Genomic DNA, 22,984 nt, shown 5'->3' on the forward strand with positions numbered 1-22,984 from the left:
TGGATCGGGGTAGTACACTCAAATGTCTGCCAGTTTTGAACCGAGTCCGAGGAGCCCCGATTCATCCCGATCACACTGCGGAGCAGGCATACATAGCTCGGGCTCATCAAGCCCTTGAATCAGCCCGGCTGAGAGCTTTGTCGCTGAAAGGCATGGTGGAGGTGGGCACGGGCGGTACCCATCAAGCCCGCTACGAGCGGGAGATCATATGGGACTCCATCAGCAATCGCCTGAGCGCCTTGGACATCGGTGACTCCTCGCTGGTGTTCGGCCGGCTGGACTGGACCGAGGAGGGGGGCGGCGACCGGTTCTACGTAGGTCGGGTGGCGGTGTGGGACGACGACCAGGAGCCAATCACCATCGACTGGCGGGCCCCGGCCGCCGAGGCCTTCTACCGGGCCACCGGCGGCGAGCCCATGGGTTTGTCCCGCCGCCGCCACTTCATCACCCGGGGCCGGGAGCTGCTGGGAGTGGAGGACGAGAGCTTCGGTGCCCGCAATGGGGGTGGCCCTCTTCCCCTGGTGGGGGAGGCCACGTTGCGGGCCGGTTTGGAGGCCGGGCGTACCGGGCGGCTGGCCGATGCCGTCGCCACCATCCAGGCCGAGCAGGATGCCATCATCCGCTCCCGGTTGCCCGGTGTGCTCGTAGTGCAGGGTGGCCCCGGAACCGGCAAGACGGTGGCCGCCCTCCACCGGGCCGCCTACCTGCTGTATACGCATCGCTTTCCTCTCGAGGGTCAGGGGATGCTGGTACTCGGCCCCAATCGCTTGTTCCTGACCTACATAGAGCAGGTGCTGCCGTCGCTGGGTGAGGCCGGCGTGGAGGTGGCGATGCTGGCCGATCTGCTGCCCGGCACCCGGATCAAGGGACTCGACAACCCTCGGGTGTCGCGGATCAAGGGTGATCTGCGCATGGTCCCGGTGTTGCGCCGGGCTCGCCGGGACCGCCAGCGGCCGCTGCGCGCCGATCTGGTGGTGCCCCTCGGCCTCCGGCGACTCCGGCTCACCGTGGATCAGAGCGCCGGGATAATCGACCAGGCTCGCCGGCGGTTCCGCACCCACAACCGGGCCCGCTCGTTCGTCGAGCAGCAGGTTTACCAGCTCCTGGCCGCCAGCGGGTCGCGCCCCGGTGTCCCGGACCTCGACGGTGAGGCGGCGCGCGAGCAGCTTCACGGCAGCCTCCATCTGCGGGAGGCTCTGGAGTGGATGTGGCCGGTGCTCACCCCCGCCCATTTCCTTCACGATTTGTTCGGGGCCCCGAGCCTGCTTCGCTCGGCAGCGGGCCCGGTGCTGGCCCCGGATGAGGTTGACCTGCTTCATCGCCCCCGGGCTGCCCACGCCTCCCGGGTGGTGTGGACGGCCGAGGACGCCCCACTGCTGGACGAGGCTCTGGCCCTGCTGGGACCCCGCCCCAGCCACCGCCGGGCCGATTCGGTCCGCACCTACGGCCACATAGTGGTGGACGAGGCCCAGGACCTGTCACCCATGCAGCTCAGGATGATCAGCCGGCGATCGCTGAACGGGTCCATGACCGTGGTGGGCGACATTGCCCAAGCCACCTCCGCCTGGGGTCACGACTCCTGGAGCAGCGTGGTTGAGCACCTGCCCGGCCGCATTGAGCCCCGATTCGCGGAGTTGACCATCGGCTATCGCCTAACCGAGCCGATAATGGCGGTGGCCGCTCGGGTGCTGGATGCCGCGGTGCCCGGCCTCGCCCCACCCCGGTCCGTCCGTACCGGGGGCCTTGCTCCTAGATTCGTAACCGTTACCAACCCTCACCCCCCGAATGGTAACCGCGATTATCAGGGGCTTCCTTCCCGATTCGTAACCATGGCCAACCAGCAGAGCCTTACCGGTAACGGTGAGTGGGGCGAAACCGGTGTCACCGGTAATGGTGAGTGGGGCGAAACCGGTGTCACCGGTAATGGTGAGTGGGGCGAAACCGGTGTCACCGGTAATGGTGAGTGGGGCGAAACCAGCCTTGCCGGTTTGGTGGCGGCGGTTGTTCGAGAGGTTCAAGGTGAGCTGGGCGCGCTGGTCAACGGGAATCTGGCGGTAATCGCCCACACCTCGATGGTCGAAGCCATCTCCGGGGCATTGGCTGGTGCCGGGGTGGACCACGGTTTGGTTTATGAACGGGGCCTGGAGTTCCGGGTGACCGTGGTTCCGGTGGAGCTGGTCAAGGGTCTGGAGGTGGACATCGCTGTGGTGGTGGAACCGGCTGATATTTGCGAGAAGCTCCCCATGGGGATGCGGGCCCTGTACGTGGCCGTGACCCGAGCCACCCAGCGCCTGGTTGTGGTGCACTCCCGCCCGCTGCCCGAACCCCTGCCGGCCGGGGCGGTGTGACTGATGGCCCACGACCCTCACAACCTCAGCGAGTCGATGGTTGGCTTCCTTCGGGATCGCCACCTGGCGTCTCTAACCATCCTTCGCCCCAACGGCACCCCTCACGTGACCCCGGTGGGGTTCACCTGGGATCCCGCCACCGCCACCGCCAGGGTCATCACCTGGGCCGGGGCCCGCAAGGTACACCTGCTGGAGGCGACCGGTGGTGGTAGGGCTGTGCTGTGCCAGGTGGACGGGGGTCGATGGGTGACCCTCGAGGGTTGGGCCACCGTAACCGCCGATCCCCGGCAGTGCGCCCACGCCGTAGCCCGCTACGCCGAGCGCTACCGCCCGCCCAAGGACCGGGGGGCAGACCGGAGGGCCATCCTTATTTCAGTTGACTCGGTGCTCGGGAGGGCGTAATGACACCCAAGGGAATTGGCCTCGCCACTGATGTGCAGGAGTACATGGTGGCCCATGGGGCGGGTATCGACCCCGTGGCCCGGGAACTGATCGAGGTCACCGTCGGGTTGGGTGGTGTTTCCCGGATGCAGATCGCTCCCGAGCAGGCCGGCTTCATGACCCTGCTCACCCGCCTGCTGGGGGTGCGGTTCGCGGTGGAGGTGGGTACGTTCACCGGCTTTTCGGCCCTGTCGATTGCTCGGGGGCTCGCCCCCGGTGGGAAGTTGCTGTGCTGTGACGTGAGCGAGGAGTGGGTGAACATCGGCCGGCCATTCTGGCATCGGGCAGGGGTGGCCGATCGGATCGAGGTTGTCATCGCCCCCGCGACCCAGACCCTGGCCGGTTTGCCCCCAGATCCATCCATAGACCTGGCCTTCATCGATGCCGACAAGGGCTCCTACCGGATCTACTACGAGGAAATCCTCCGCCGGCTGAGCCCCCGAGGCATCATCCTGGTGGACAACGTGCTGTGGGGCGGCCGGGTGGCCGATCCCGATGCCGATCTTGACTTGGACCAGAACCTGGCGGCCATCCGCGCTTTCAACCGATTCGTGGTGGCCGACCCACGCACCACTCAGGTGATGCTCCCCGTAGCCGATGGCCTCACCTTGATTACCCACTCGGGTTCTTAGGGGGGGGCAAGGGCGAGCTCGGTTGGGCTTTGTAAGGGGTACTTGCGCGCGGGGGGGTGTGTGAGAGTGTAGTGGGGTAGTTGTTCGTTTTGGCTGGGGCTTTGGGGTTCTGGTCGTTTCAGGAAAGGGTGGGTAGGCTTTGTGATGGTTGAGCGGTTTGGTTTCGGTTGGGTGGCGTTGCGCCGGTTTGGTGGGCCTCTGGTTTTGTTGGGGTTGTTGGGGTCGGTGTTGGTTTGGGTGGGGGGTGTGGGTGCGCAGAGTGTGCCGAACACTCCGTCGTCGCCGCAGGTGGTGGTGTTGGGTGGTGGTGCGGTGCGGTTGTCGTGGGGGCCGCCGCCGGCCACTGTGGGGGTTGTGGGTTATGAGTATGTGTTTTCGCGGTCGACCGATGGTGGAACCAATTGGGTTCCACCATCGGACAGGGTGAAGGATACTTCTACGGGGTTGGCACCTACTTCGGGGGATCGTAGTGGGGTTGTGTGGCGGCCGGTGCCCGGTGGTGGGGCTGCTCGGTCGGTGGTGGTGTCGGGTTTGACGGTTGGCAGCCGCTACCAGTTCTGGGTGCGAGCGGTGAACGCCGCGGGAGCGGGTCAGATTGTGAGTATGAGTCCGGGGGATGGGGATTTGGTGTCTGATGTTGCGCCGGTGCCGGGGGGTTTGCGGGCGGTTCCTGGGGATTCCCAGGTGGAGTTGAAGTGGACCAAGGCTGACGGTGCGGTGGCGGGGTCGGGGTTTGCTGATATTTTGCGGTACGAGTACGCGATCAAACAGGGTGATGGGGGTTGGTCGGCGTGGTCGTCGATGCCGGATTTGATTAGGGGGAGTTCGGTTGTGGCGTCTGGGGATCGTGATTCGTTCGTGGTTTCGGGTTTGACCAACGATGTTGGGTATTCGTTCAGGGTGCGGGCGGTTAACAAGCATGGTGCTGGTGCTTTCGGTGTGGTGGGGCCGGTGGTGGTGGGGGGAGCGCCGGGTGCTCCCCGTAACTTTGTGGTGATGCCGGGGGATAAGTCGGCGTTGTTGTCGTGGCAGCCGCCGGGGGTGGTTGGCTCGCCGGTAACGGGTTGGGAAGTCCGGTGGTCGGACGGTAATTACGGCACTTTGGCGGAAGCTGGTTGGAACCGGGTTCCTGGTGGGGCCGGGGCTAGGTCTTATTACGTGACTGGTTTGGATAATAACCAGAGTTATTTGTTCGAGGTGCGGGCCGTCAACGCGTTGGGTGGGGGTTTGGGGGCGCGTTCTGGGTTCGTGTATTTGGGTGCGCTGCTGGGGGCACCTCGTGATTTGAAGACACCGACGGTGACGGAGTCGTCGGTAACGTTGGACTGGCGCCGGCCGGCTAATTTCTCTAGTAGTGGTGATACTGCGGGGTTTAGGCGTTATGAGTATTCGTTGCGGGCTGGTGATGGTGATTGGGGTGGTTGGGTGGTGATACCGGGTGGCTACACGACTACAGAGTTTGAGGTTCGGGGTTTGACGGCGGGCACCGGGTATCGGTTCCGGTTGCGGGCGGTGAATGTTGTTGGTGGTGGTGCGGTGGCTGAGACGGGGGTTGTTTATCCGGGTACGGTGCCGTTGGCACCGGCGGTGGTTGCGGAGGTGGTGTCGGATTACACGATAGGGTTGCATCAGGTGATTTTGTCGTGGACGGGTTCCAATGGGGGTTCCCCGGTAATAAAGTGGCAACTGAAGCGGGCGACAACGGTGGATGGGTTGACCAGCGCGGTGTGGCATGATTTGTGTGATAACACAGAGGGGGCGGATCCGGGGTGCGGGGGGTTGTCGACGGTGATGTTTCCCAGGTATCGAACCTTTGATTACCAGAATGCAACTGGCTGTTTTGTTGGGTTGTGTGTGGGGGGTTTGGTTGTGGGGGATCATTTTTTTGTGTTGCGGGCGGAGAATGCCAGGGGTGTGGGTTTGGAGTCAGAGGTGGTGAGGGTGAACATCGCCAGGGGTGTCCCCTCGATGGCAAGGACGGCGGTTTTGAGGGGTTATACAGGTGATCCCCGCACCGATGGTCGCCCTCATATGGGGGTAAACTCTCCTGCGAGTTATCTTCATGGTGGTACGCGTTTGCGGTTTGAGTGGTCGTGGAAGGTGGGTGGTGGGCCGTGGGGTGGATGGGTTACTCAACAGGGTAGCTTGACCGGTGCTACTGAGCTTTTTGATGAGATGACTTTCCGGGTTGGGGAGACTTACACGTTCAGGACCCGGACGGTGTCTGATTTGGGGGTGGGTTATGCGGTCGAGTCGGAACCGTTTATTTTCGGGGCCCCACCGTTGCCGGGCGCTGCGGCCTGGGAAGCCTTCCCCCACGATCGTCCGGAGGTGTTGGCGGTGCCGGGTAATGGTCAGGTGAAGTTGAACATCGTTAAACCCAAAGATAGGTTTGTAAGGCGCGGTGGTGGTTTTGTAATTGGTTATGAGAATGCTTTTGTTGATACCGATGGTACTTATGATGGCACGGTTTGGGAGTATTCGTATCGCCCCGTAGGGGGTGAGTGGTCGCCGTGGGCGGTGTCCAATACGGGTGAGCGGTTCGCTGATCGGGCTGCGAACAGCGCCGATGTGGCTGGTGATGGGATTGTGGTGTCGGGTTTGCGTAATGGGGTGGCTTATGAGTTCCGGGTTAGGGCGCGGAACCGGCACGGTACCGGTTGGTTGGTGGGTCCGGTGTTGTATTCCAACGGTGCTGGTTTGTACAACAAAGCCGGCGATGTCATACCCGACAAGGTGGCCATACCGGGTGTGGCACCCCCCGCCCCGGCAGGGTTGACTGCTTCGGGTGGTGATAGCCAGGTGACGTTGTCGTGGACATCGGTGGGTTCTGGGGGTCCGCCGATCATCCGTTGGGAGTACCGTCAACAGAGCCGAGCCGCGGGTGTTAACAATTTTGAGGATTGGGGCGATTGGACAACGGTTCCCGGTTCGGGGCCGTTGACGACTTCGGCGGTGATAAAGGGTTTGACCAACGGCACGACGTACCGGTTCCGTTTGCGGGCGGTGAACGCTTTGATGGCCTTCGACAGCGAGGGTGTTTTGGAGACTGTGACTACCGATGTCAACAAGGGTGCGCAGGCGCAGTCGTTGGCGGTCACCCCCGGCAATACGCCCACCGCGCCCCGCCAGGTGGCAGTGGTGCCCGGTGATCGTGAGGTGAGGGTCTCTTTGTTGGCCCCGGTGTCTGGTTCTGCGGTTCTGGCCTATGAGGTTCGGATGCGCCGCACCGGTCAAGGCACCTTTGATGCGTGGGAATCGTTGGGAGCTCGTATCACCCCACCGGCCCGCCATTTGGCCGAGTCGGTTGGTGTGCCGGTACGGGGCCTGGTCAACGGGGTGGCCTATGACTTCGAGGTGAGAGCGGTGAACCAGTTCGGCGCCGGCCCCGCCGCCGGCGTGGTCGGCCCGATAACGCCGGTGGGTGCCCCCGCTGGCGGTTCGCTGCAAGCCACCGCCGGTGATGGGCAGGTCACGCTGTCATGGGCAGAACCGAACACGGGGGGTTCTGTGGTTACGGGTTGGCAGTACCGCATGAAAACCGATGGTGGGGGTTACGGTTCATGGACTGCGGCCACCGGGGGTGCCGCGGCCCGGGGTCTGGTGGTGGATGGTTTGGCCAACGGGCGGGCTTATACGTTCCAGGTGCGAGCCATAACCACCAATGTTCAGGTGATTGGGGCGGCGTTCGAGTCCGAGCCGGTCACCCCCTCCGCAGTACCTCCCGCGCCGACGGTGAAAGTCACCGCGGGCAACATGATGGTCACTTTGAACTGGAGCGCTGGTGATGGCGGTGCGGTCGGTGAATCCAATTGGGCTGCTGTGGTTACTGGTTGGCAGTACCGGATGAAAACCGGCACCGCTGGTTACGGGGCTTGGTCTGATGTGCCTGCCGCTACCACCACCCGCGAGGTTGATGGTCTGGTCAATGGTGTTGCTTACATCTTTGAGGTCAGGGCCCGGAACAGGATTGGCTCCAGCACCGTGGCTATCGCCACGGCGACGCCGGCGGCGGTGCCCGCCGCGCCCACGGTGACCACAACGGCTGGTGACAAGATGGTGACGGTGAGCTGGACGGCTGGTGATAACGGGGGTTCTGCGGTGACGGGTTGGCAGTTGCGCACCGGCACCGACCAGTGGGTTAGCTATCCTGCTGGTACCACCTCGGTGCCGGTTCAGAATCTCGCCAACGGCACCACCTACACCTTCCAGGTTCGAGCCCAAAACGCTATGGGGGCTGGTGCTGTTGGGGTTGACACGGCGATGCCGGCCACGGTGCCCGCTGCGCCCACGGTTGCCACGACCTCAGGTGACGGCACGGTGACTTTGTCGTGGACACCGGGCACCGATGGGGGTTCTGCGGTGACGGGTTGGCACCTGCGGGTTGATGATGGCCAGTGGCAGGATTTGGCTGGGATGGGTTTGGGGGCTGATGCCACTTCGGTGCCGGTACCCAACCTGACTAATGGCACCAGCTACGCGTTCCACCTGAGGGCCCGGAACGCGATGGGTGCTGGTGCTGTGGCTTCGGTGTCGGCGATGCCTGCTGCGGTACCGGCTGCTCCCAGTGTCACAGCGACGGCTACCGATGGCACTATCACCGTTACTTGGGTGGCGGGTGCCGATGGTGGTTCTGTGGTGACGGGTTGGCAGTGGCGTACCCGGGTCGGGAGTGCTGGTTTCGGCGAGTGGGCTGATGTTGGTGCGGTCACGATGAGCACGGTCATATCCGGTACTAATACTGGTACCGGTCCGGTGGCTTACACCTTTGAGGTGCGAGCCGTAAATGCCATCGGTGCCGGTCCCGCGGGTACCTCGCCCACGGTCACCCCTGGGGAGGATGCTCCTGGTGGTGATACCCCCAGTGATCAGGTTTATTACTCCGGTCCGGTCACCGGTCCGAGTTTTTGTGCGGAGTTCTCTTTGGGTGGGGTCCGCTTGTTCGCTTTGGACAGCGATGGTGATGGGGTGGCCGATATTTGCTCGCTGCCCTACACGCGCCGTGAGGCCATAGCCCGGCAAAACGCGGTGATAACCCTGGCCAACCGGTATCCCGACCTGTATAGCCGGCTCGTGAACGCCGAGTGCGCCAACCAGCCCGGCAGCGAGGCTTGCGGCGGTGAAGAGTTGGCTGCACCCGGGTTCCCGCCGCCCAATGACGGGGGCGCCTATTACTCGGGGACCATCACCGGCCCTTCCTGGTGCGCCAACCGCTCCCTGGGAGGGCCAACCACCTACCCGCTCGACAGCGATGGTGACGGGGTGGCCGATGTCTGCTCGCTGCCCTACACCCGCCGTGAGGCGATAGCCCGCCAAAAAGCCGGCGACACCCTGGCCGCCACTTACCGCGACGAGTACAGAGCCGCGCTCGCTGAGGAGTGCCGCCGCCTGGGCCGCGGCAACTACGGCGACAGCGTTGCCGACCTCAACAACGACATCTGCAACAACTAACCCACCCCCACCCAATTTCTCCCCGCCGGGGGAAGATGTCCCACTGGTCCTCGGCCGGTTCCCAGTTGCCAACCGGCGGACTGGATGATTTGCCGGCGGACGAACTCCTTGGCTGCCAGGATTGCGTTCATGGGCTCGGTTCCTGAGGCCAAACCGGCTGCTACTGCGGCTGAGAAGGTGCAGCCCGTGCCGTGGTCGTTGGCGGTGTCGATCGTCTCTCCCGATATTTCGGTCCAGGTGCCCTTGTGGAGCACCCGGTCGGTGGCAGTGGCCTCCCCGGTTATCACCAACCAGCCGGGGTTAACCAGCCCGGGATCGGATGGCTCGACCAGCCCGCCCACTTCCTCGAGCACTCTTGCCTCCCGGGAATTGGGAGTGGCCACCATGGCGTGCTTCAGCAGCTCCAGGTAAAGGACCTCGGCCCCCGGGTCCAGAAGTCGGGCCCCGGTGGACGAAACCATTACCGGATCCACCACCAGGTTGGGTAGTTGGCCGGCCGCGGCGTAGTCGCCTATCACGGCGATGATGTCCCGGTTGGCCAGCATCCCGGTCTTCACCCCGGCCACCGGCAGATCGCCCAGTACCGAGTCGAGCTGGCGGGCCACGAAGTCGGCCGGGATGGGGTGCACCCCCTGCACCCCCGTGGTGTTCTGGGCGGTCACCGCAGTGATGACCGCGGTTCCGTGCACTCCCAAGGCTGCGAAGGTGGCCAGGTCGGCGGCCACCCCCGCGCCGCCGGAAGCGTCCGATCCCGCCACGGTGAGCGCTACCGGGGGGTTCATTGCCTGCTTTGGTTAGGAGCAATCGCGGCGGGGTTCCCGATGACCAGCTCGATTACTGCGAGTGTCCAATTGCTAGGTCGGGACACCCAGGCGGCGGCGTTTCGGGCACTCATCCCGAATGCCATTCGTCCAGCAGGGCGGCGATGGTCTCGTCCGGGTCGGGGCTTCGGGCCACCGCCCCCTGCACCGCTATCCCGGCCGCACCGGCATCCCGGCAGGCGGCCACCCGTCCCAGGTCAACTCCTCCCAGGGCATAGACCGGCACATGGGCCTGACGGGCAATCCGGCGCAACCCGGCCAGCCCCAGCGGTGGCCCGTAACCCGGCTTAGACTCGGTCTCGAAAACGGGGGAGATGGTCACGTAGCTTGCTCTCTCGAACTCGGCTTGGCGCACATCTCCCAATCCGTGGCACGACCGACCGATTATGCCCGGGTAATTTCCCGGGTGGCGATCCGATCCCGCCAGATGCACCCCGTCGGCCACCGGGTCGATCATTGATGCCAGGATGAGGCAGCCGGTGTGCTCGCTGATCAGCCGGGCCAGATCGCGCCGGTTGCGCGGTGGTAGGCCCTTGGCTCGGAGTATCACCGCCGGCGCTTTCACCACCCCGTCGGTGAGTACCAGCAGCTCGGAGTCCAGTACCCGCTTCTGGCCGTAAGGCCGGTGAAGGTCAGAACTCGGCACGACCCTGGTCGGAGGTCGAGGCTTGGGCACCGAAGCGCTTGGGTATTCGCCCGGCCCGCCGGGCCCGCCGGCCGGCATCCACGGCCAGCTTCATGGCGGCGGCCATCTGCTCGGGGTTGCGGGCTCGGGTGATGGCTGATGCCACCATCACCGCGTCGCAGCCCAGTTCCAGGGCCAGGGCGGCATCGGAGGCGGTACCGATGCCCGCGTCCAGTACCACCGGCACCGATGCCTGCTCCACGATCATCTCGATATTGTGGGGGTTGCAAATTCCCAGTCCCGATCCGATGGGGGCCCCCAGCGGCATGACCGAGGCGCATCCCAGGTCCTCCAGCCGGCGGGCCAGAACCGGGTCATCGTTGGTGTAGGCCATGACGGTGAAGCCGTCGTCCACCAGGGTTTCGGCGGCGGCCACCAGCTCTATGCCCTCGGGCATCAGGGTGATGTCGTCGGCTATAACCTCCAGCTTCACCCAACCGATGTCGAATGCCTCTCGCGCCAGGCGGGCGGTCAGCACCGCGTCAGCCGCAGTGTGGCAACCGGCGGTGTTGGGCAGAACCTCCAGGCCCAGCCGGTCGATCACCTCCAGCACCGAGCCGCCGGCGGTGGGCGACACCCGGCGCAGAGCCACCGTTACCAGCTCGCATCCCGACGCGACCAGCGCCCGCTCCATGACGGCCAGGTTGGGTGCCCCCCCGGTGCCGGTGATCAGCCGGCTGGTGAGGTTCCGCCCGCCCACTGTCCACGAGTCGCTCACTTATCCCCCCTGGGCCGCTTCCAGGATCTCGACCCGGTCGCCGTCGGCCAGCAGGGCCTCCCCCCACCGGCTGCGAGGAACCACCACCCGGTTCACCGCGACCGCCACCCCTCTCCGGGTGGGGGCCAGAACTCCCACCGTGCAGCCTTCGGGCAGCTCCCGGGCCTCACCGTTGATCACCACGATCATTGGCTGGCGAAGCGGTTGGGGCTGAACGGGGACAGGTCCAGGGGCGGATCGTGACCCTGCACGAGCGCGGACACCGCCGCCGCGGTGATCGGTGCAGTGAGGATGCCGTTACGGTAGTGCCCGCTGGCGTACACGATGCCGTCGTCGCCCATCCCGATGATGGGGGCGTTGTCGGGTGTGCCGGGACGCAGCCCGGCCCACGTTTCCACCAGGTCGATCTCGCTCAACGCCGGTAGCAGGGCAATGGCGTCCCGGAGCAGCTCGTGAACACCGCCCGCCGTCACCCGGGTGTCGAATCCCTGCTCCTCCTGGGTGGCTCCCACCACTATCTCGCCGTCGCTGCGGGGTATCACGTACACGCTCGACCCTCTCACCACGCCCTTTACCGGTAGCCGCATCAGCCCCTCCGGGCCGTTCAGGCGCAGGATCTGCCCCTTGATGGGCCGGATCGGCAGGCTCAGCAGCTTGCCGGTCCACGCCCCGGCGGCCACCACCACCTGCCCGCAGGTCATCACCCGGGGGTTGCCGGTTATCACCTGGTTGCTGGTCATCACTTGGTTGCCGGTCATCACTTGGCCACCAGTTACCACCTGGTTGCCGGTTATCTCGGTGGCCGCTGCCGGTATGGTGGGCACTCGCTTCAACAGCTCAACGATCACCCGGCGGGGGTTCACCTGGTGATCGATTGGCGAGTACACCCCGCCCCGCACCCCGGGGGCCAGCAGGGGCTCCCGGCTGCGGCATTCCCGGCTGTGGAGACGCTCCACCGGCAGGTCCTCCCGTTCGTGGAGGTCGCTCAGGTTGTCGAGCACAGCCTTGTCGCCGGCATCGTAGGCGACCATCAGCATCCCGTTGTGCCGGTAGTCCACCGCAGTGGTTCCCAGGGCCTCGGCAAATGCCGGCCAGGCCCGGCTGGCGGCCAGGTTCAGCCGTAGGATGTGGCTCTCTTGCCAGCAAGCCTCGTGGATGGGGGCCAGCATTCCCGCGGCGGCGTGGCTCGCCCCGGTGCCGGGAGCGGGGTCGATCACCACCACCTCGGCACCGTCGCGCCTGAGCTGCCAGGCAACCGCCAAACCGATTATGCCGCCACCGACCACTATCACGTCGGGGGTTCCCGTTGGCTCGGGGGTTCCTACCAGTTCTGGGGCTGGCATATCAGTCACCGAGAGCCTCCAGCAACTCCGCGGTGGCAGCGGCCGGATCATTGGCTTGAGCCACCGCGCCGATCACGGCCACACCGTGGGCCCCGGCATCCAGAAGCTCGGGGATTCGGGCGGCGGTGACCCCCGCTATGGCGATCACCGGGATGTCAACCGCGGTGGCCACCTTCTCCACCCCGGCCGGGCCCAGAGGCGGGGGCAACCCCGTTTTGGAGGTGCTGGCGTACACCGGACCAACCCCCACGTAGGAGGCTCCGCCGTGCTGGAGGCAAAGGGCGGTACCGGGGTCCCGGGCGGTGCCTCCCACCAGCGCTTCGGGCCCGAGCAATCGTCGCAATTCCGCCACCGGCAGGTCGTCGGCCCCGCCATGGACCCCGCCGGCCCCCGCGGCCAGGGCGATGTCGGCCCGGTCGTTCACGATCACCACGGCATCGAACTGGCGGGCCGCGGCCACAATCCTTCGGCACTCCGCGAGAACGGCGGCATCGGTTGCTTGCTTGATGCGAACCTGCACCGCCGGCGCACCACCGCTCAGGGCGGCTCGGGCCAGGGCTGTGCAACCGGCGATCACGTGAAGCCTGGGGACCATCAATCCCTGCTAGCCGGCCAAGTAGATGTCGGAACCCTTTTGCCGGAACTCTCCGGCCTTGGACTTCAGCCCCAGCTCGATGGCTACCGACTCGTCCACCCCCCTGCTGGCGGCGAAGTCCCTGACATCCTGGGTGATTTTCATGGAGCAGAACTTGGGGCCGCACATGGAGCAGAAGTGGGCGGTCTTGGCCGGTTCGGCCGGCAGGGTCTCGTCGTGGTAGCTGAGCGCCGTCTCGGGGTCGAGCGACAGATTGAACTGGTCGGTCCAGCGGAACTCGAACCGGGCCTTGGACAGGGCATCGTCCCACGCCTGCGCTCCCGGATGGGCCTTGGCCACATCGGCGGCATGGGCCGCGATCTTGTAGGCGATCACCCCGGCCTTGACATCGGCCCGGTTGGGTAGCCCCAGGTGTTCCTTGGGGGTCACGTAGCAGAGCATGGCCGTGCCGTACCAACCGATGTTGGCCGCGCCGATGGCTGAGGTTATGTGGTCATAACCGGGAGCCACGTCGGTGGTCAGCGGGCCCAAAGTGTAGAAGGGGGCATCCTGGCACCACTCCCGCTCCAGCGTGACGTTCTCCTTGATCTTGTCGAGAGGAACGTGGCCAGGCCCCTCGATCATCACCTGCACATCGTGGGCCCAGGCCCGTTCGGTCAGCTCCCCGAGAGTTTTCAGCTCGGCCATTTGCGCGGTGTCGTTGGCGTCGGCGATTGATCCCGGCCTGAGCCCGTCGCCCAGCGAGAAGGCCACGTCGTAGGCCGCGAAGATCTCGCACAGCTCCTCGAAATGGGTGTACAGGAAGTTCTCCTGATGGTGGGCCAGGCACCAGGCGGCCAGTATGGAACCGCCCCGGCTGACGATACCGGTTGTGCGCTCAGCGGTGAGGGGCACGTACCGCAGGAGCACCCCGGCGTGGACGGTCATGTAGTCCACGCCCTGCTCGGCCTGCTCGATCACCGTGTCCCGGTAGATCTCCCAGGTGAGTTCCTCGGGGTGCCCGTTGGTCTTCTCCAGGGCCTGGTATATGGGTACGGTGCCGATGGGAACCGGCGAATTGCGAATGATCCACTCCCTGGTGGTGTGGATGTCGGAACCGGTGGACAGGTCCATGACGGTATCGGCCCCCCACCGGGTGGCCCAGGTCAACTTCTCCACCTCCTCGGCAACCGACGATGTCACCGCCGAGTTGCCGATGTTGGCGTTGACCTTGGTCAAGAACTTGCGCCCGATAATCATCGGCTCCGATTCGGGGTGGTTGACGTTGGCCGGGATTATGGCCCGCCCTCGGGCCACCTCGGCCCGCACCACCTCGGCATCGAGCCGCTCCCGAGTGGAGACGAACTCCATCTCCGGGGTGATATCGCCCCGGCGGGCATAAGCCATCTGGGTAACTGCTCGACTCTTGGCCCGGCGGACGGGGTGCCGCCCGCTCCGAAACGGGTCCGAGGATCGGCTGGTGCGCACCGCCCGGCGGCCGTCGTCTCGCGGGTCAGCCGGCCGGCCCTCGATCTCGATGGTGTCATCCCGCTCGGTTATCCACCCGAGCCGCAGGGGGGGCAAGCCGGCATCGGGATTCGACCCGGGGCCGCTGGTGTCGTACAGCAGGAACGGGGGTTCCGGAGCGGTGAGGTTGACTTGGGTGAACGGCACCCGCACATCGGGTCGGGAACCGGTCACGTAGACCTTTTCCCGGGCCGGGGCGCTACCGTTGCTCTTCGCGGTCATCCTCAGCTCCCTTCGCCGGCGTTATCCGGTGCAGGTTCGGCGGTCGGTGCCGGCGGACACCCTCTCAGCCCGACGATCCTCGAGCTCCCGCGTGGTCGTTGCCCATTATAGAGGTTGAAGTTGGGATGGGGGTTACCCTGAAGCGGGCGCGAGACCCGGCGGCTGGATCTCTAAAACATCCAACTGGCCTTCAAGGTGGGGGTTACTCTGAAGTGTGCGCGAGACCCGGCAATGGCAGGCGCTGGTCGAGCATCAGCGGGCTCTCGAATCGATCCATCTGCGAGACCTGTTCGCTGCCGATCCCACCCGGGGGCCGCGGCTGACCGTCGAAACCGACGATTTGCTCCTGGACTTCTCCAAGAACCGCCTGATCGCGCCAACCTTGGATCTGCTGGCCGACCTCGCCGACCGGGCCGGGTTGCGAGATCGCATCGAGGCTCTGTTCAGCGGTGAGGCGGTCAACGTGACCGAGGGTCGGGCGGCGAGGCATGTGGTTCTGCGACATCCCGAGCCACCCCCCGAGGTTCGCCGGGAGCTGGATCGCATGGCCGCGTTCGTGCGGTGGGTTCGCGAGGGGCCGTGGCAGGCGGTTGTCAACATCGGCATTGGTGGATCCGACCTGGGACCGGCCATGGCCACCGCGGCCCTGGAAGCCTTCGCCACCGGCTCTCCCGAGGTGCGGTTCCTCTCGAATGTGGATGGTGCCCACTTCCTTTCGGTAACCCGCGATCTGGATCCGGCGCGCACCTTGTTCATCGTGTCCTCCAAGACGTTCACCACCGTCGAGACCATGACCAATGCTCGCACCGCGTTGGCTTGGGTGGGTGCGGCCCTGGGTTCTCAGGCTGCCCGGAAGCAGGTGGCTGCGGTCACCGCCAACCCCGCTGAGGCCGCCCGGATGGGGGTGGCACCCGAGGCCACCTTCAGTCTGTGGGACTGGGTAGGCGGTCGGTATTCCTGGTGCTCAGCGGTGGGCCTCAGCCTGATGGTGGCCATAGGTCCCGATGCTTTTGCCGAGATGCTGGGCGGTGCTCACTGGATGGACGAGCACTTCCGTTCCGCTCCCTGGCCGGCCAACCTTCCTGCGCTTCTGGGGCTGATCGGGGTGTGGCACCGCAACTTCTGGGGTCACGCCACCTGCGCCGTGCTGCCCTACTCCCAGGAGTTGCACCGCTTTCCGGCCTACATCCAGCAGCTCGACATGGAGAGTTCGGGCAAGTCGGTCGGTGGGGACGGCAGCCCGACCGAGTTCGACACCGGGCCGGTGGTTTGGGGCGGGGCCGGCACCAACGGCCAGCACGCCTTTCACCAGTTGCTGCACCAGGGCACCACGGTGGTGCCAGTGGAGTTCATCGGCTTCTGCAGGCCCAACCACCACCCGATCCAGCACCAGGATCTGCTTGAACACCAGCGCAGGCTCGCCTTCGACCATCAGGATCTGCTGGTGGCCAACATGTTCGCCCAGGCCGAGGCTCTGGCTTTCGGCTCGAGTGATGCCGGCGAGTCTCACCGGAGCTTTGCCGGCAACCGCCCCAGCTCGATCCTTCTGGCCGACCGACTCACGCCCCGAACGCTCGGGATGTTGATGGCCCTGTACGAGCACAAGGTGTTCACCCAGGCCACGATCTGGGGCGTCAATCCCTTCGACCAGTGGGGCGTGGAGTTGGGCAAGCGAATAGCCGCCCAACTCGTGGGGGAGTTGACCGCTCCGGCCGGCAACGAGGGTGGGGCAGGCGAAGGCAAGAGCGGCCCCAACCGGCACCTTGTGGATCGCTACCGCTCCCGCCGCGGTTACCCAAGGGCCCGCCACTGTGGGGATTAGGTCCAAGCGCTGCTCACCAAACCCGGGGCAATTCCGGGCTGGTCAGGCTCTGTAAATGTGAACATTTTTGGCGTGTGTGGCTAGAGCTTGTAGGTCTTTGATGTCGCTGGTGAGCACAGCCCCACCAGGTTCGGCAAGGGCAACGACGATGGCATCCACAACGGATCCTCGGCGGGCAAGCGTCCTTAGCGTACCGGCACGGCGGGCGAGATGCTCCGGAAGTTGCTCGGCGATTTCGCATGTCTTGAGGAAGCGGTTGATGTTGGCATCACTGCGTTGATGCCCGCTTGTCGACTCGGTGAGTACTACCGACGGCACCACTGGTGGCCATAGGCCATCCCGCTTGAGAGTGGCAATCAGCGCTAGGGAGTCCTGGTGTTGGCGTGCAAGGCGGCTGACAGCACCCGAGTCAAGAACAATCACACAATTTAAGCTCGCCCTGCCGAAGCAGAGCGGGCATCGTTGGCTTGAATTCGCCGTGACAGCGCTTCAGCTTTGGCAACAGCCTCATCGGTCGGCGTGCCCACCTCATCAATGAGTTCAGCGAGATAGCGGTCGGTCTCCTCAAGGAGTGCTTGACGGCGCAACTCGGCCCGAACGGCATCTCGAAGAAGCTCAGAGGGCGATAGCTCACGAGCTTTGACAGCATCATGGAGTTCATCGGGTAGGTATACCTGCATTCGTGGCATACGCCTACTATACACACTACAAACATTGGGCCCACCTGAAATGTCAAGCATTGTCGGATGGTGTTCCCCACAGCACCTGTGGTTACTCGGGTTCACTGGTGGGCGATAGCGTCCAGAACGTTGAGGCGTCCGGCCCTTCGGGCAGGAAATGATGCTGCCACCAGCCCGGCCAGTGCGGCACCCGCCAGGTAGATCAACAGAATGGTCCAGGGCACGGCGAACACCGAGATGAAGCTGCTGGGAATGACCTGCACTGCGGCCCAGGCGAACAGAACCCCAACAACCGTGCCCAAAAGCCCGCCGAAGGTGGACACGATGGCACCCTCCCAGCGGATCATGCGCCGGGTCTGCCGCCGGGTCATGCCCACCGCCCGCAAGAGGCCCAGCTCGCGGGTTCTCTCGAACACCGAGAGCGCCAGAGTGTTGGCTATACCCATCAGGGCGATCACCAGCGAGATGCCCAGGAAGACGTTCACCAGCATCAGGAAATTGTCGATCTGGCTCTCTTGATTTTCCAGGAACTCGGCTTGGTCACGTATCTCGAGCTGGGGGTATTCGGCGGTCACCGATTCCAGGGCGGCCCTGGCTTGTTGGGCGGTGAACCCGGGGGCGGTAACCGCAGAGAGGAACTGGTCCTGGCTCGAGGAGAGGTAGGTGTCCCAGTCGCGGTTGTCGATCACCCACGGGCTTCCCAGGATGGTGTCGTCGGCGAACAGCGCAACCACTTCGAAGTTGGCCCGGCGGCCGCCCACGAACTCCAACTCCACCCGGTCACCAACTTGGATGCCCCGTTCGGTGGCCTCGTCCTCCAGCACGACTATGTCGCCGGAGCCCGCCCCCGCCAGGGATCCGGCCACGATGTCGGGGTCGAGGTGGCTGTTGAACACGTCCAGGTCGGTGGAGAAAAGCGTGTGCTCATCGCCGTCGGTGGGGGTGCGAACCGACCCTTCACGGGCTCGATACGAAACCACCGACTCCAACTCGGCTCGCTCGGACATGGCTTGGGCCGCTGCCGGGCTGAACGCGGCGAACTCGTTGTTGCAGTTACCCACGCAGATGAGCCAGTCGGCGCTTACGGAGTCGTCCAGGGTGTCGCTGAGGGTCTGCTTGAACGACTGGCCGAGCACGGTCACCATCGACACCAGGGCCAGCCCGATCATCAGCGCGGAAGCAGTGCTGGAGGTGCGTCCGGGGTTGCGGGCGGCGTTGAGCCGCGACAGGTTCCCGCTGATCCCGAACACCCTGGCGGGAAGGCCACCCAGAAGTAGCGCAACCGGGCCGGCGAAGGTGGGGCTCAGCAGGTTCATGCCCAAAAACACCGACAGGGCTCCCATCCCCAGCAGAGCCAAGGTGTTGCCCGTGGATAGGTCCACCAGGATGGCCAGTGTCAGCAGCGCCACTCCCAGCACGAGCACGCCCACCCGGCCGGCGAACGGGTGCAATCGAACCCCTCCCGTGTACATGAGTATCGGGCCTGCCAGGCCGGTGAGCACGATGAGCCCCGTTGATGGAAAGGAGATTCCCAAGGCCACCACCGCCACAGCCGCAGCAATGAGCAAGCCCCCCAACCAGGGAGCACGGTGAACCTCCGAAGCGCTCAGGCGGGCATCTTCGGCCAGCGCGGCCATCGGTACCACCCGCCGGGCCTTCAGGGCCGGCCAGATGGCCGAGACAAGGGTAACGCCCACACCTATGGCGAAGGCCGCTATGACCGTGCGGGAGCCGACCACGATTGGCGCATCGGGCAGGTCGAGACCGATAGCGTTGAAAATGGCTCGGAGCATCACGGCCAGCCCCACGCCGCCAACCAATCCCAGGCCGGTGGACACCAGGCCCACCACGATCGCCTCGCCAACAACGGTCTGGGATATCTGGCGCCCGCTGGCTCCGAGCGCCCGAAGCAAACCCAATTCCCGGATGCGCTGGCCGATGATGATGGTGAAGGTGTTGTAGATGATGAACGCCGACACCACCAGGATCACGATGGCGAAACCCAGCAGGAAGTTCTGGAAGAAGCCGATGACCTCGCCGAACTCGTCGGTCTGCTCCTCCACCAGCATCTCGTTGGGCACCACTTCCAGGTTGTTCACCCCCTGGGCGGCAAGCGCGGCGGTTATGCTCGCTGCCGTCGTTTCCTTGGAGGCACCGGGTTCCAGCCGGATGTCGATGCTGTCGAAACCCCTGTTGCCGTGCAGCACCTTTTGGGCGGTTTCCCGGTCCCAAGCCGAGATTTGTGCCCCTACGGTGGCGTTCTCGCTCGTGCCGAACCGGAAGTACCCCACCAGCGTGAAGGCTTGGGTGCCGGTGGGGGTGGAGATGCGGTAGCGCTCCCCGATTTCAAAGCCGTTCTCGCGGGCGGTGTCGGCATCCAGGGCGAACTCATCGGGCCCTCTGGGGGGGCGGCTCATGCCGTCGGGCCACACCGTCAACTGGCTGAGCTGCGAGTCGTCGGGCCAACTCACCCCCATCTGGGGCGGGCCGAAGCTATCCAACGATTCCCCGTCGGCCTTTATGGGAACGACGTTGATCTCGAAGACACCCCCCTCGGCGGCTGCAACCCCGTCCACGGACCTCACCACCTCCTCCAGCGCCGGATCTACCAGGGGTGCGTCCAGGGTGCGGTCACCGAACTCCACCTGGGAACGCACCGAAAGGTCCACCCCCTCGAAGATGTCCTGCGAAAGATCATCAAATGTGGATCGCAAGCCGTCGGTGGTGATGAACACGCCTACGGTGAATGACACGCCGATCACCACAGCAAGGGTGGTGAGCACGAACCGGATGCGGGCACCGGCGATGCTCTTGAGGGCGTAGCGGACGAGTATCATGGAAGCGGTCGCCCAGGTGAGGCAACAGGCCCGGAGGTCAGGCACCCGGCCATCAGTCGCCGAGGTCTTTCATGTAATCCAGCACCCGATCGGCGCTGGGGTCAACCAGTTCACCGTGAATGGCACCATCCACCAGAAACACTGCCCGGTCGGCGTGGGAGGCCGCCATCGGATCGTGGGTGACCATAACGATTGTTTGGCCCAGGCTGTCCACCGCCCGGCGCATGAACTCGAGAATCTCGGAACCGGTGCGGGAGTCCAAGTTTCCGGTGGGTTCGTCGGCGAAGATGATCTCGGGCTTGCCGACCAGGGCCCGGGACACCGCCACCCGCTGCTGCTGCCCACCCGACAGCTCGCTGGGGCGGTGAGAGAGGCGGTCGCCCAAACCAACCGCGGTGATCACTGTCTCGAACCAGCCGTTGTCGGGCTGGCGACCGGCCAGGTTGATCGGCAGGGTGATGTTCTCCCTCGCCGAAAGGGTGGGCACCAGGTTGTAGGCCTGAAACACGAAACCCACCCGGTTGCGGCGCAGCAACGTGAGTTCCCTGTCGTTCAGCGTGCCCAGATCGGTGTCGCCGATGAGTACTTGGCCCTCGGTGAGGTTGTCCAGCGCCGCCATGCAATGCATGAGGGTGGACTTCCCCGAGCCGGAAGGCCCCATGATGGCGGTGAAGCGTCCCTGCTCGAAACCGATGTTCAGGCCGTTCAGCGCCCGCACTTCGGTATCTCCCCGGCCGTAGATCTTGGTGGCTGCCACCGCTTGAGCAGCAAGGTTCGTTCCGTTGTTCAAGGTTCCTCCGGGGTCGTTGCTCTCTGGGATGACCGGCTGCGATGGGGCGAAGGCAACCAGCGCTCGTAGCGCAAGCCGGTGAATCAGGATGTCAGGATAACGTCAGGGTTGAGCAACCACACGCAGGTACGGTTTTTGCTCGTCCCAGCCGCCGGGAAACAGTTCGGCGGCTTCTTCCTTGGACAGAGCGGGCACGATGATCACGTCGTCACCCTGTTGCCAGTTCACCGGGGTGGCCACCTTCTTGGCTGCGGTGAGCTGCAACGAGTCGATAACCCGCAGCACCTCGTCGAAGTTCCGCCCGGTGCTGGCTGGATAGGTGATGGTGAGCTTGACCGCGTTGTCGGGACCGATCACGAACACCGAGCGCACGGTCATGGTGTCGCTGGCGTTGGGATGGATCATGTCGTACAGGTCGGCCACGGTGCGGTCGGGGTCGCCGATCATGGGAAAGTTCGGGCGGATACCCTGAGTGTCCTCGATGTCCTGTGACCAGGCGATGTGATCCTCCACCGAGTCGCAGGACAGGCCGATGACCTTGACGTTGCGGCGGGCGAACTCATCGGCCAGCTTGGCGGTGTAGCCCAGCTCGGTGGTGCAGACCGGGGTGAAGTCCTTGGGATGGGAGAAGAGCACCGCCCAGGAGTCACCTTTCCACTCGTGGAAGGAGATGGTCCCCTCCGAGGTGTCAGCAGTGAAATCGGGGGCGGTGTCACCCAGTCGAATAGCCATGTCAGGTTCCTTGCTCAGCTCGGCTGCGGACCAACGGTGCCAGTCTTGTTCAGCGAGCAGGTTTGGGCCAAACCAGTTGCGGCTTCCTGCCCCACCAATTCTGCTCGGGCCATCCCTTTTGGATTCTTCGGCTCTCCCGTTATTCCTGCCCGGCGTTCCCAACAGCATCGGGAGCATCGGGGGGCTCGTTCTCAGAGGTTCCACGGGTGCTGATACGGGTGCTGACGCGGCGGAGGAGGTACCGGAGGCGACCGCCCTCCAGGTCGTCGGTGGAGTCTTCGGGGGAACCCATGGCTGCTTTCAGCACATGTTCGGGCTGATCCTCCAGGTTGAGGATGGGGGCCGGATCCTCTCCAATTATGAGCGGGATTTCGCGGTCGTCCCCGTCCTCGGCCGGATTCTCGGTTTCGATCAGAGCGGCTTCCAGTGCGGCGCGGATCTCCTCCAGTTCGAACTCGGTGGTGGTCAAAACCGCTCGCAGGCTGCCGGTGGGATTCTCGGAGAACTGTCGCAGCCGCTCGATCCACTCGTCCCGGTACTGAATGTAGATGAGGTGCTGGCGGCGGGCGGTTTCGTAGTCACTCCTGACCACTGCGAACACGGTTGCCTCTCCGGCAACGTGCATCGCGCTCAGTTCGGCCCGCATTACCGGGGAGGGATGGCCGGCTATGGCCTCCCGCATCCTGGGGGCCAGCTCCTCGTACCCGACCATGAGCTTGTCGCGGTTCTCCAAGTCGATCCGGAGGCCCGAGGCGTTGATCCTGCCCAGCACCTTCTGGTGGTTCTCGATCCAGGCCGACACGGTCAGCTCATGGAGCCGGTGCCATCCCGCCAGATCTTCGGGACCGGTCCGGGAGGTATCAACCCCGAAAGGGGCGGCCGCCGCGGCATCATCATCGACGAGCTCGGGTTCCGGCTTGGCGCGTTCCGAGCTGGTTCCGCCATCGAGGTGATCCTCACCGGCGGGGGAACCGGCATTGTCGTTCGATCCGTCGGCCCTGATGCTCGGAATCTTCGGTTCAACCTCGGGAATCGGGCCGGGAAAAATGTCCCACGGTGCCCGTTTCCTGCGGGTGGCGAAGGCAACCGCGCCGACCAGCAGGCCGCAACCCAGGATGATAAGCGCCGGAATCGCAAGCCCAGCGTTCACGACTCGCCGGGCGCGCTGGTGGCCAGAACGCGTACTTGGGCGGTCGGGGCCGGGGTTGTGGCTGTGCGCCGGCGGCACGCCCAGCAGGTGTCGCGCGCCGTTCCCCACCAGGTGACATCGCACTGGTGGCACCACATTGTGGACTTTCGCCGGGAGAGGAAGGTACGAGCCAGAACCGCCATGCTGCCCACACTAGGAGCACAGCCCACCA

General features: G+C 64.9%; 19 protein-coding genes and 1 riboswitch. Of the genes, 5 read left to right on the top strand and 14 right to left on the bottom strand.

Annotation, left to right across the window (positions count from 1 at the left end; translation table 11 throughout):
• The first annotated feature begins 35 nt into the window (after window positions 1-35).
• The 4 genes from ACOGXC_RS01690 (at window position 36) to ACOGXC_RS01705 (ending at window position 8,872) form a co-directional block, all read left to right on the top strand.
• Window positions 36-2,348, top strand: a complete 2,313-nt coding sequence (locus ACOGXC_RS01690; RefSeq protein ID WP_419919002.1) for a HelD family protein — start codon at window positions 36-38, stop codon at window positions 2,346-2,348.
• A 3-nt stretch (window positions 2,349-2,351) separates the two neighbouring features.
• Window positions 2,352-2,750 carry a pyridoxamine 5'-phosphate oxidase family protein gene (locus tag ACOGXC_RS01695; protein ID WP_419919003.1) on the top strand — a complete coding sequence of 133 codons (399 nt, stop codon included), beginning with the start codon at window positions 2,352-2,354 and terminating at the stop codon, window positions 2,748-2,750.
• Window positions 2,750-3,421, top strand: a complete 672-nt coding sequence (locus tag ACOGXC_RS01700; RefSeq protein WP_419919004.1) for an O-methyltransferase — start codon at window positions 2,750-2,752, stop codon at window positions 3,419-3,421. Before ACOGXC_RS01695 ends, ACOGXC_RS01700 begins: the two co-directional genes overlap by 1 nt.
• A 246-nt stretch (window positions 3,422-3,667) precedes the next feature.
• The gene (locus ACOGXC_RS01705; protein ID WP_419919005.1) at window positions 3,668-8,872 is read left to right on the top strand and encodes a fibronectin type III domain-containing protein; all 5,205 of its coding nucleotides are present in this window, start codon (window positions 3,668-3,670) and stop codon (window positions 8,870-8,872) included.
• Here ACOGXC_RS01705 and thiD read toward each other — a convergent pair.
• The 7 genes from thiD to thiC form a co-directional block, all read right to left on the bottom strand.
• Window positions 8,869-9,654, bottom strand: coding sequence for a bifunctional hydroxymethylpyrimidine kinase/phosphomethylpyrimidine kinase (gene thiD / locus ACOGXC_RS01710; protein WP_419919006.1), 786 nt, complete (start codon window positions 9,652-9,654; stop codon window positions 8,869-8,871). The genes ACOGXC_RS01705 and thiD overlap by 4 nt on opposite strands.
• A gap of 109 nt (window positions 9,655-9,763) precedes the next feature.
• Entirely contained in the window at window positions 9,764-10,339 is a 576-nt protein-coding gene (locus ACOGXC_RS01715; protein ID WP_419919007.1) for a thiamine phosphate synthase, read from the bottom strand.
• Complete coding sequence (locus ACOGXC_RS01720) at window positions 10,326-11,096, bottom strand: thiazole synthase (RefSeq protein WP_419919008.1); 771 nt, start codon at window positions 11,094-11,096, stop codon at window positions 10,326-10,328. Before ACOGXC_RS01720 ends, ACOGXC_RS01715 begins: the two co-directional genes overlap by 14 nt.
• Window positions 11,097-11,285, bottom strand: coding sequence for a sulfur carrier protein ThiS (gene thiS / locus ACOGXC_RS01725; protein WP_419919009.1), 189 nt, complete (start codon window positions 11,283-11,285; stop codon window positions 11,097-11,099). It abuts the gene before it with no gap.
• Entirely contained in the window at window positions 11,282-12,439 is a 1,158-nt protein-coding gene (thiO, locus tag ACOGXC_RS01730) for a glycine oxidase ThiO (protein WP_419920098.1), read from the bottom strand. The genes thiS and thiO overlap by 4 nt, the downstream gene beginning before the upstream one ends.
• A gap of 1 nt (window position 12,440) precedes the next feature.
• Window positions 12,441-13,034, bottom strand: coding sequence for a thiamine phosphate synthase (gene thiE / locus ACOGXC_RS01735; protein WP_419919010.1), 594 nt, complete (start codon window positions 13,032-13,034; stop codon window positions 12,441-12,443).
• Window positions 13,035-13,043: 9 nt separating this feature from the next.
• Entirely contained in the window at window positions 13,044-14,762 is a 1,719-nt protein-coding gene (gene thiC / locus ACOGXC_RS01740) for a phosphomethylpyrimidine synthase ThiC (RefSeq protein ID WP_419919011.1), read from the bottom strand.
• A riboswitch (TPP riboswitch) is annotated at window positions 14,753-14,863 on the bottom strand. (Overlaps the previous gene by 10 nt.)
• A 113-nt stretch (window positions 14,864-14,976) precedes the next feature.
• Here thiC and pgi point away from each other — a divergent pair.
• Complete coding sequence (gene pgi, locus ACOGXC_RS01745) at window positions 14,977-16,584, top strand: glucose-6-phosphate isomerase (protein WP_419919012.1); 1,608 nt, start codon at window positions 14,977-14,979, stop codon at window positions 16,582-16,584.
• 42 nt (window positions 16,585-16,626) lie between these two features.
• Here pgi and ACOGXC_RS01750 read toward each other — a convergent pair whose 3' ends face one another.
• From ACOGXC_RS01750 to ACOGXC_RS01780, 7 genes are all read right to left on the bottom strand, one after another.
• A complete protein-coding gene (locus ACOGXC_RS01750) occupies window positions 16,627-17,007 on the bottom strand; it encodes a hypothetical protein (protein WP_419919013.1) in 381 nt (126 codons plus the stop codon).
• Window positions 17,008-17,012: 5 nt separating this feature from the next.
• Window positions 17,013-17,273 carry a CopG family transcriptional regulator gene (locus ACOGXC_RS01755; RefSeq protein WP_419919014.1) on the bottom strand — a complete coding sequence of 87 codons (261 nt, stop codon included), beginning with the start codon at window positions 17,271-17,273 and terminating at the stop codon, window positions 17,013-17,015.
• Between the two features lie 92 nt (window positions 17,274-17,365).
• The gene (locus ACOGXC_RS01760; RefSeq protein ID WP_419919015.1) at window positions 17,366-20,101 is read right to left on the bottom strand and encodes an ABC transporter permease; all 2,736 of its coding nucleotides are present in this window, start codon (window positions 20,099-20,101) and stop codon (window positions 17,366-17,368) included.
• A 52-nt stretch (window positions 20,102-20,153) separates the two neighbouring features.
• Window positions 20,154-20,858 carry an ABC transporter ATP-binding protein gene (locus tag ACOGXC_RS01765; RefSeq protein WP_419919016.1) on the bottom strand — a complete coding sequence of 235 codons (705 nt, stop codon included), beginning with the start codon at window positions 20,856-20,858 and terminating at the stop codon, window positions 20,154-20,156.
• Between the two features lie 135 nt (window positions 20,859-20,993).
• Window positions 20,994-21,623 carry a peroxiredoxin gene (locus ACOGXC_RS01770; protein WP_419919017.1) on the bottom strand — a complete coding sequence of 210 codons (630 nt, stop codon included), beginning with the start codon at window positions 21,621-21,623 and terminating at the stop codon, window positions 20,994-20,996.
• 139 nt (window positions 21,624-21,762) lie between these two features.
• Window positions 21,763-22,773 (bottom strand): hypothetical protein, encoded by a 1,011-nt coding sequence (locus tag ACOGXC_RS01775; RefSeq protein WP_419919018.1) that lies wholly within the window; start codon window positions 22,771-22,773, stop codon window positions 21,763-21,765.
• The gene (locus tag ACOGXC_RS01780; RefSeq protein WP_419919019.1) at window positions 22,770-22,955 is read right to left on the bottom strand and encodes a hypothetical protein; all 186 of its coding nucleotides are present in this window, start codon (window positions 22,953-22,955) and stop codon (window positions 22,770-22,772) included. The genes ACOGXC_RS01775 and ACOGXC_RS01780 overlap by 4 nt, the downstream gene beginning before the upstream one ends.
• Window positions 22,956-22,984: the final 29 nt, after the last annotated feature.

Origin of the sequence: Candidatus Poriferisocius sp., from assembly GCF_965202595.1 — a bacterium.
Lineage (GTDB): Bacteria > Actinomycetota > Acidimicrobiia > Acidimicrobiales > Bin134 > Poriferisocius.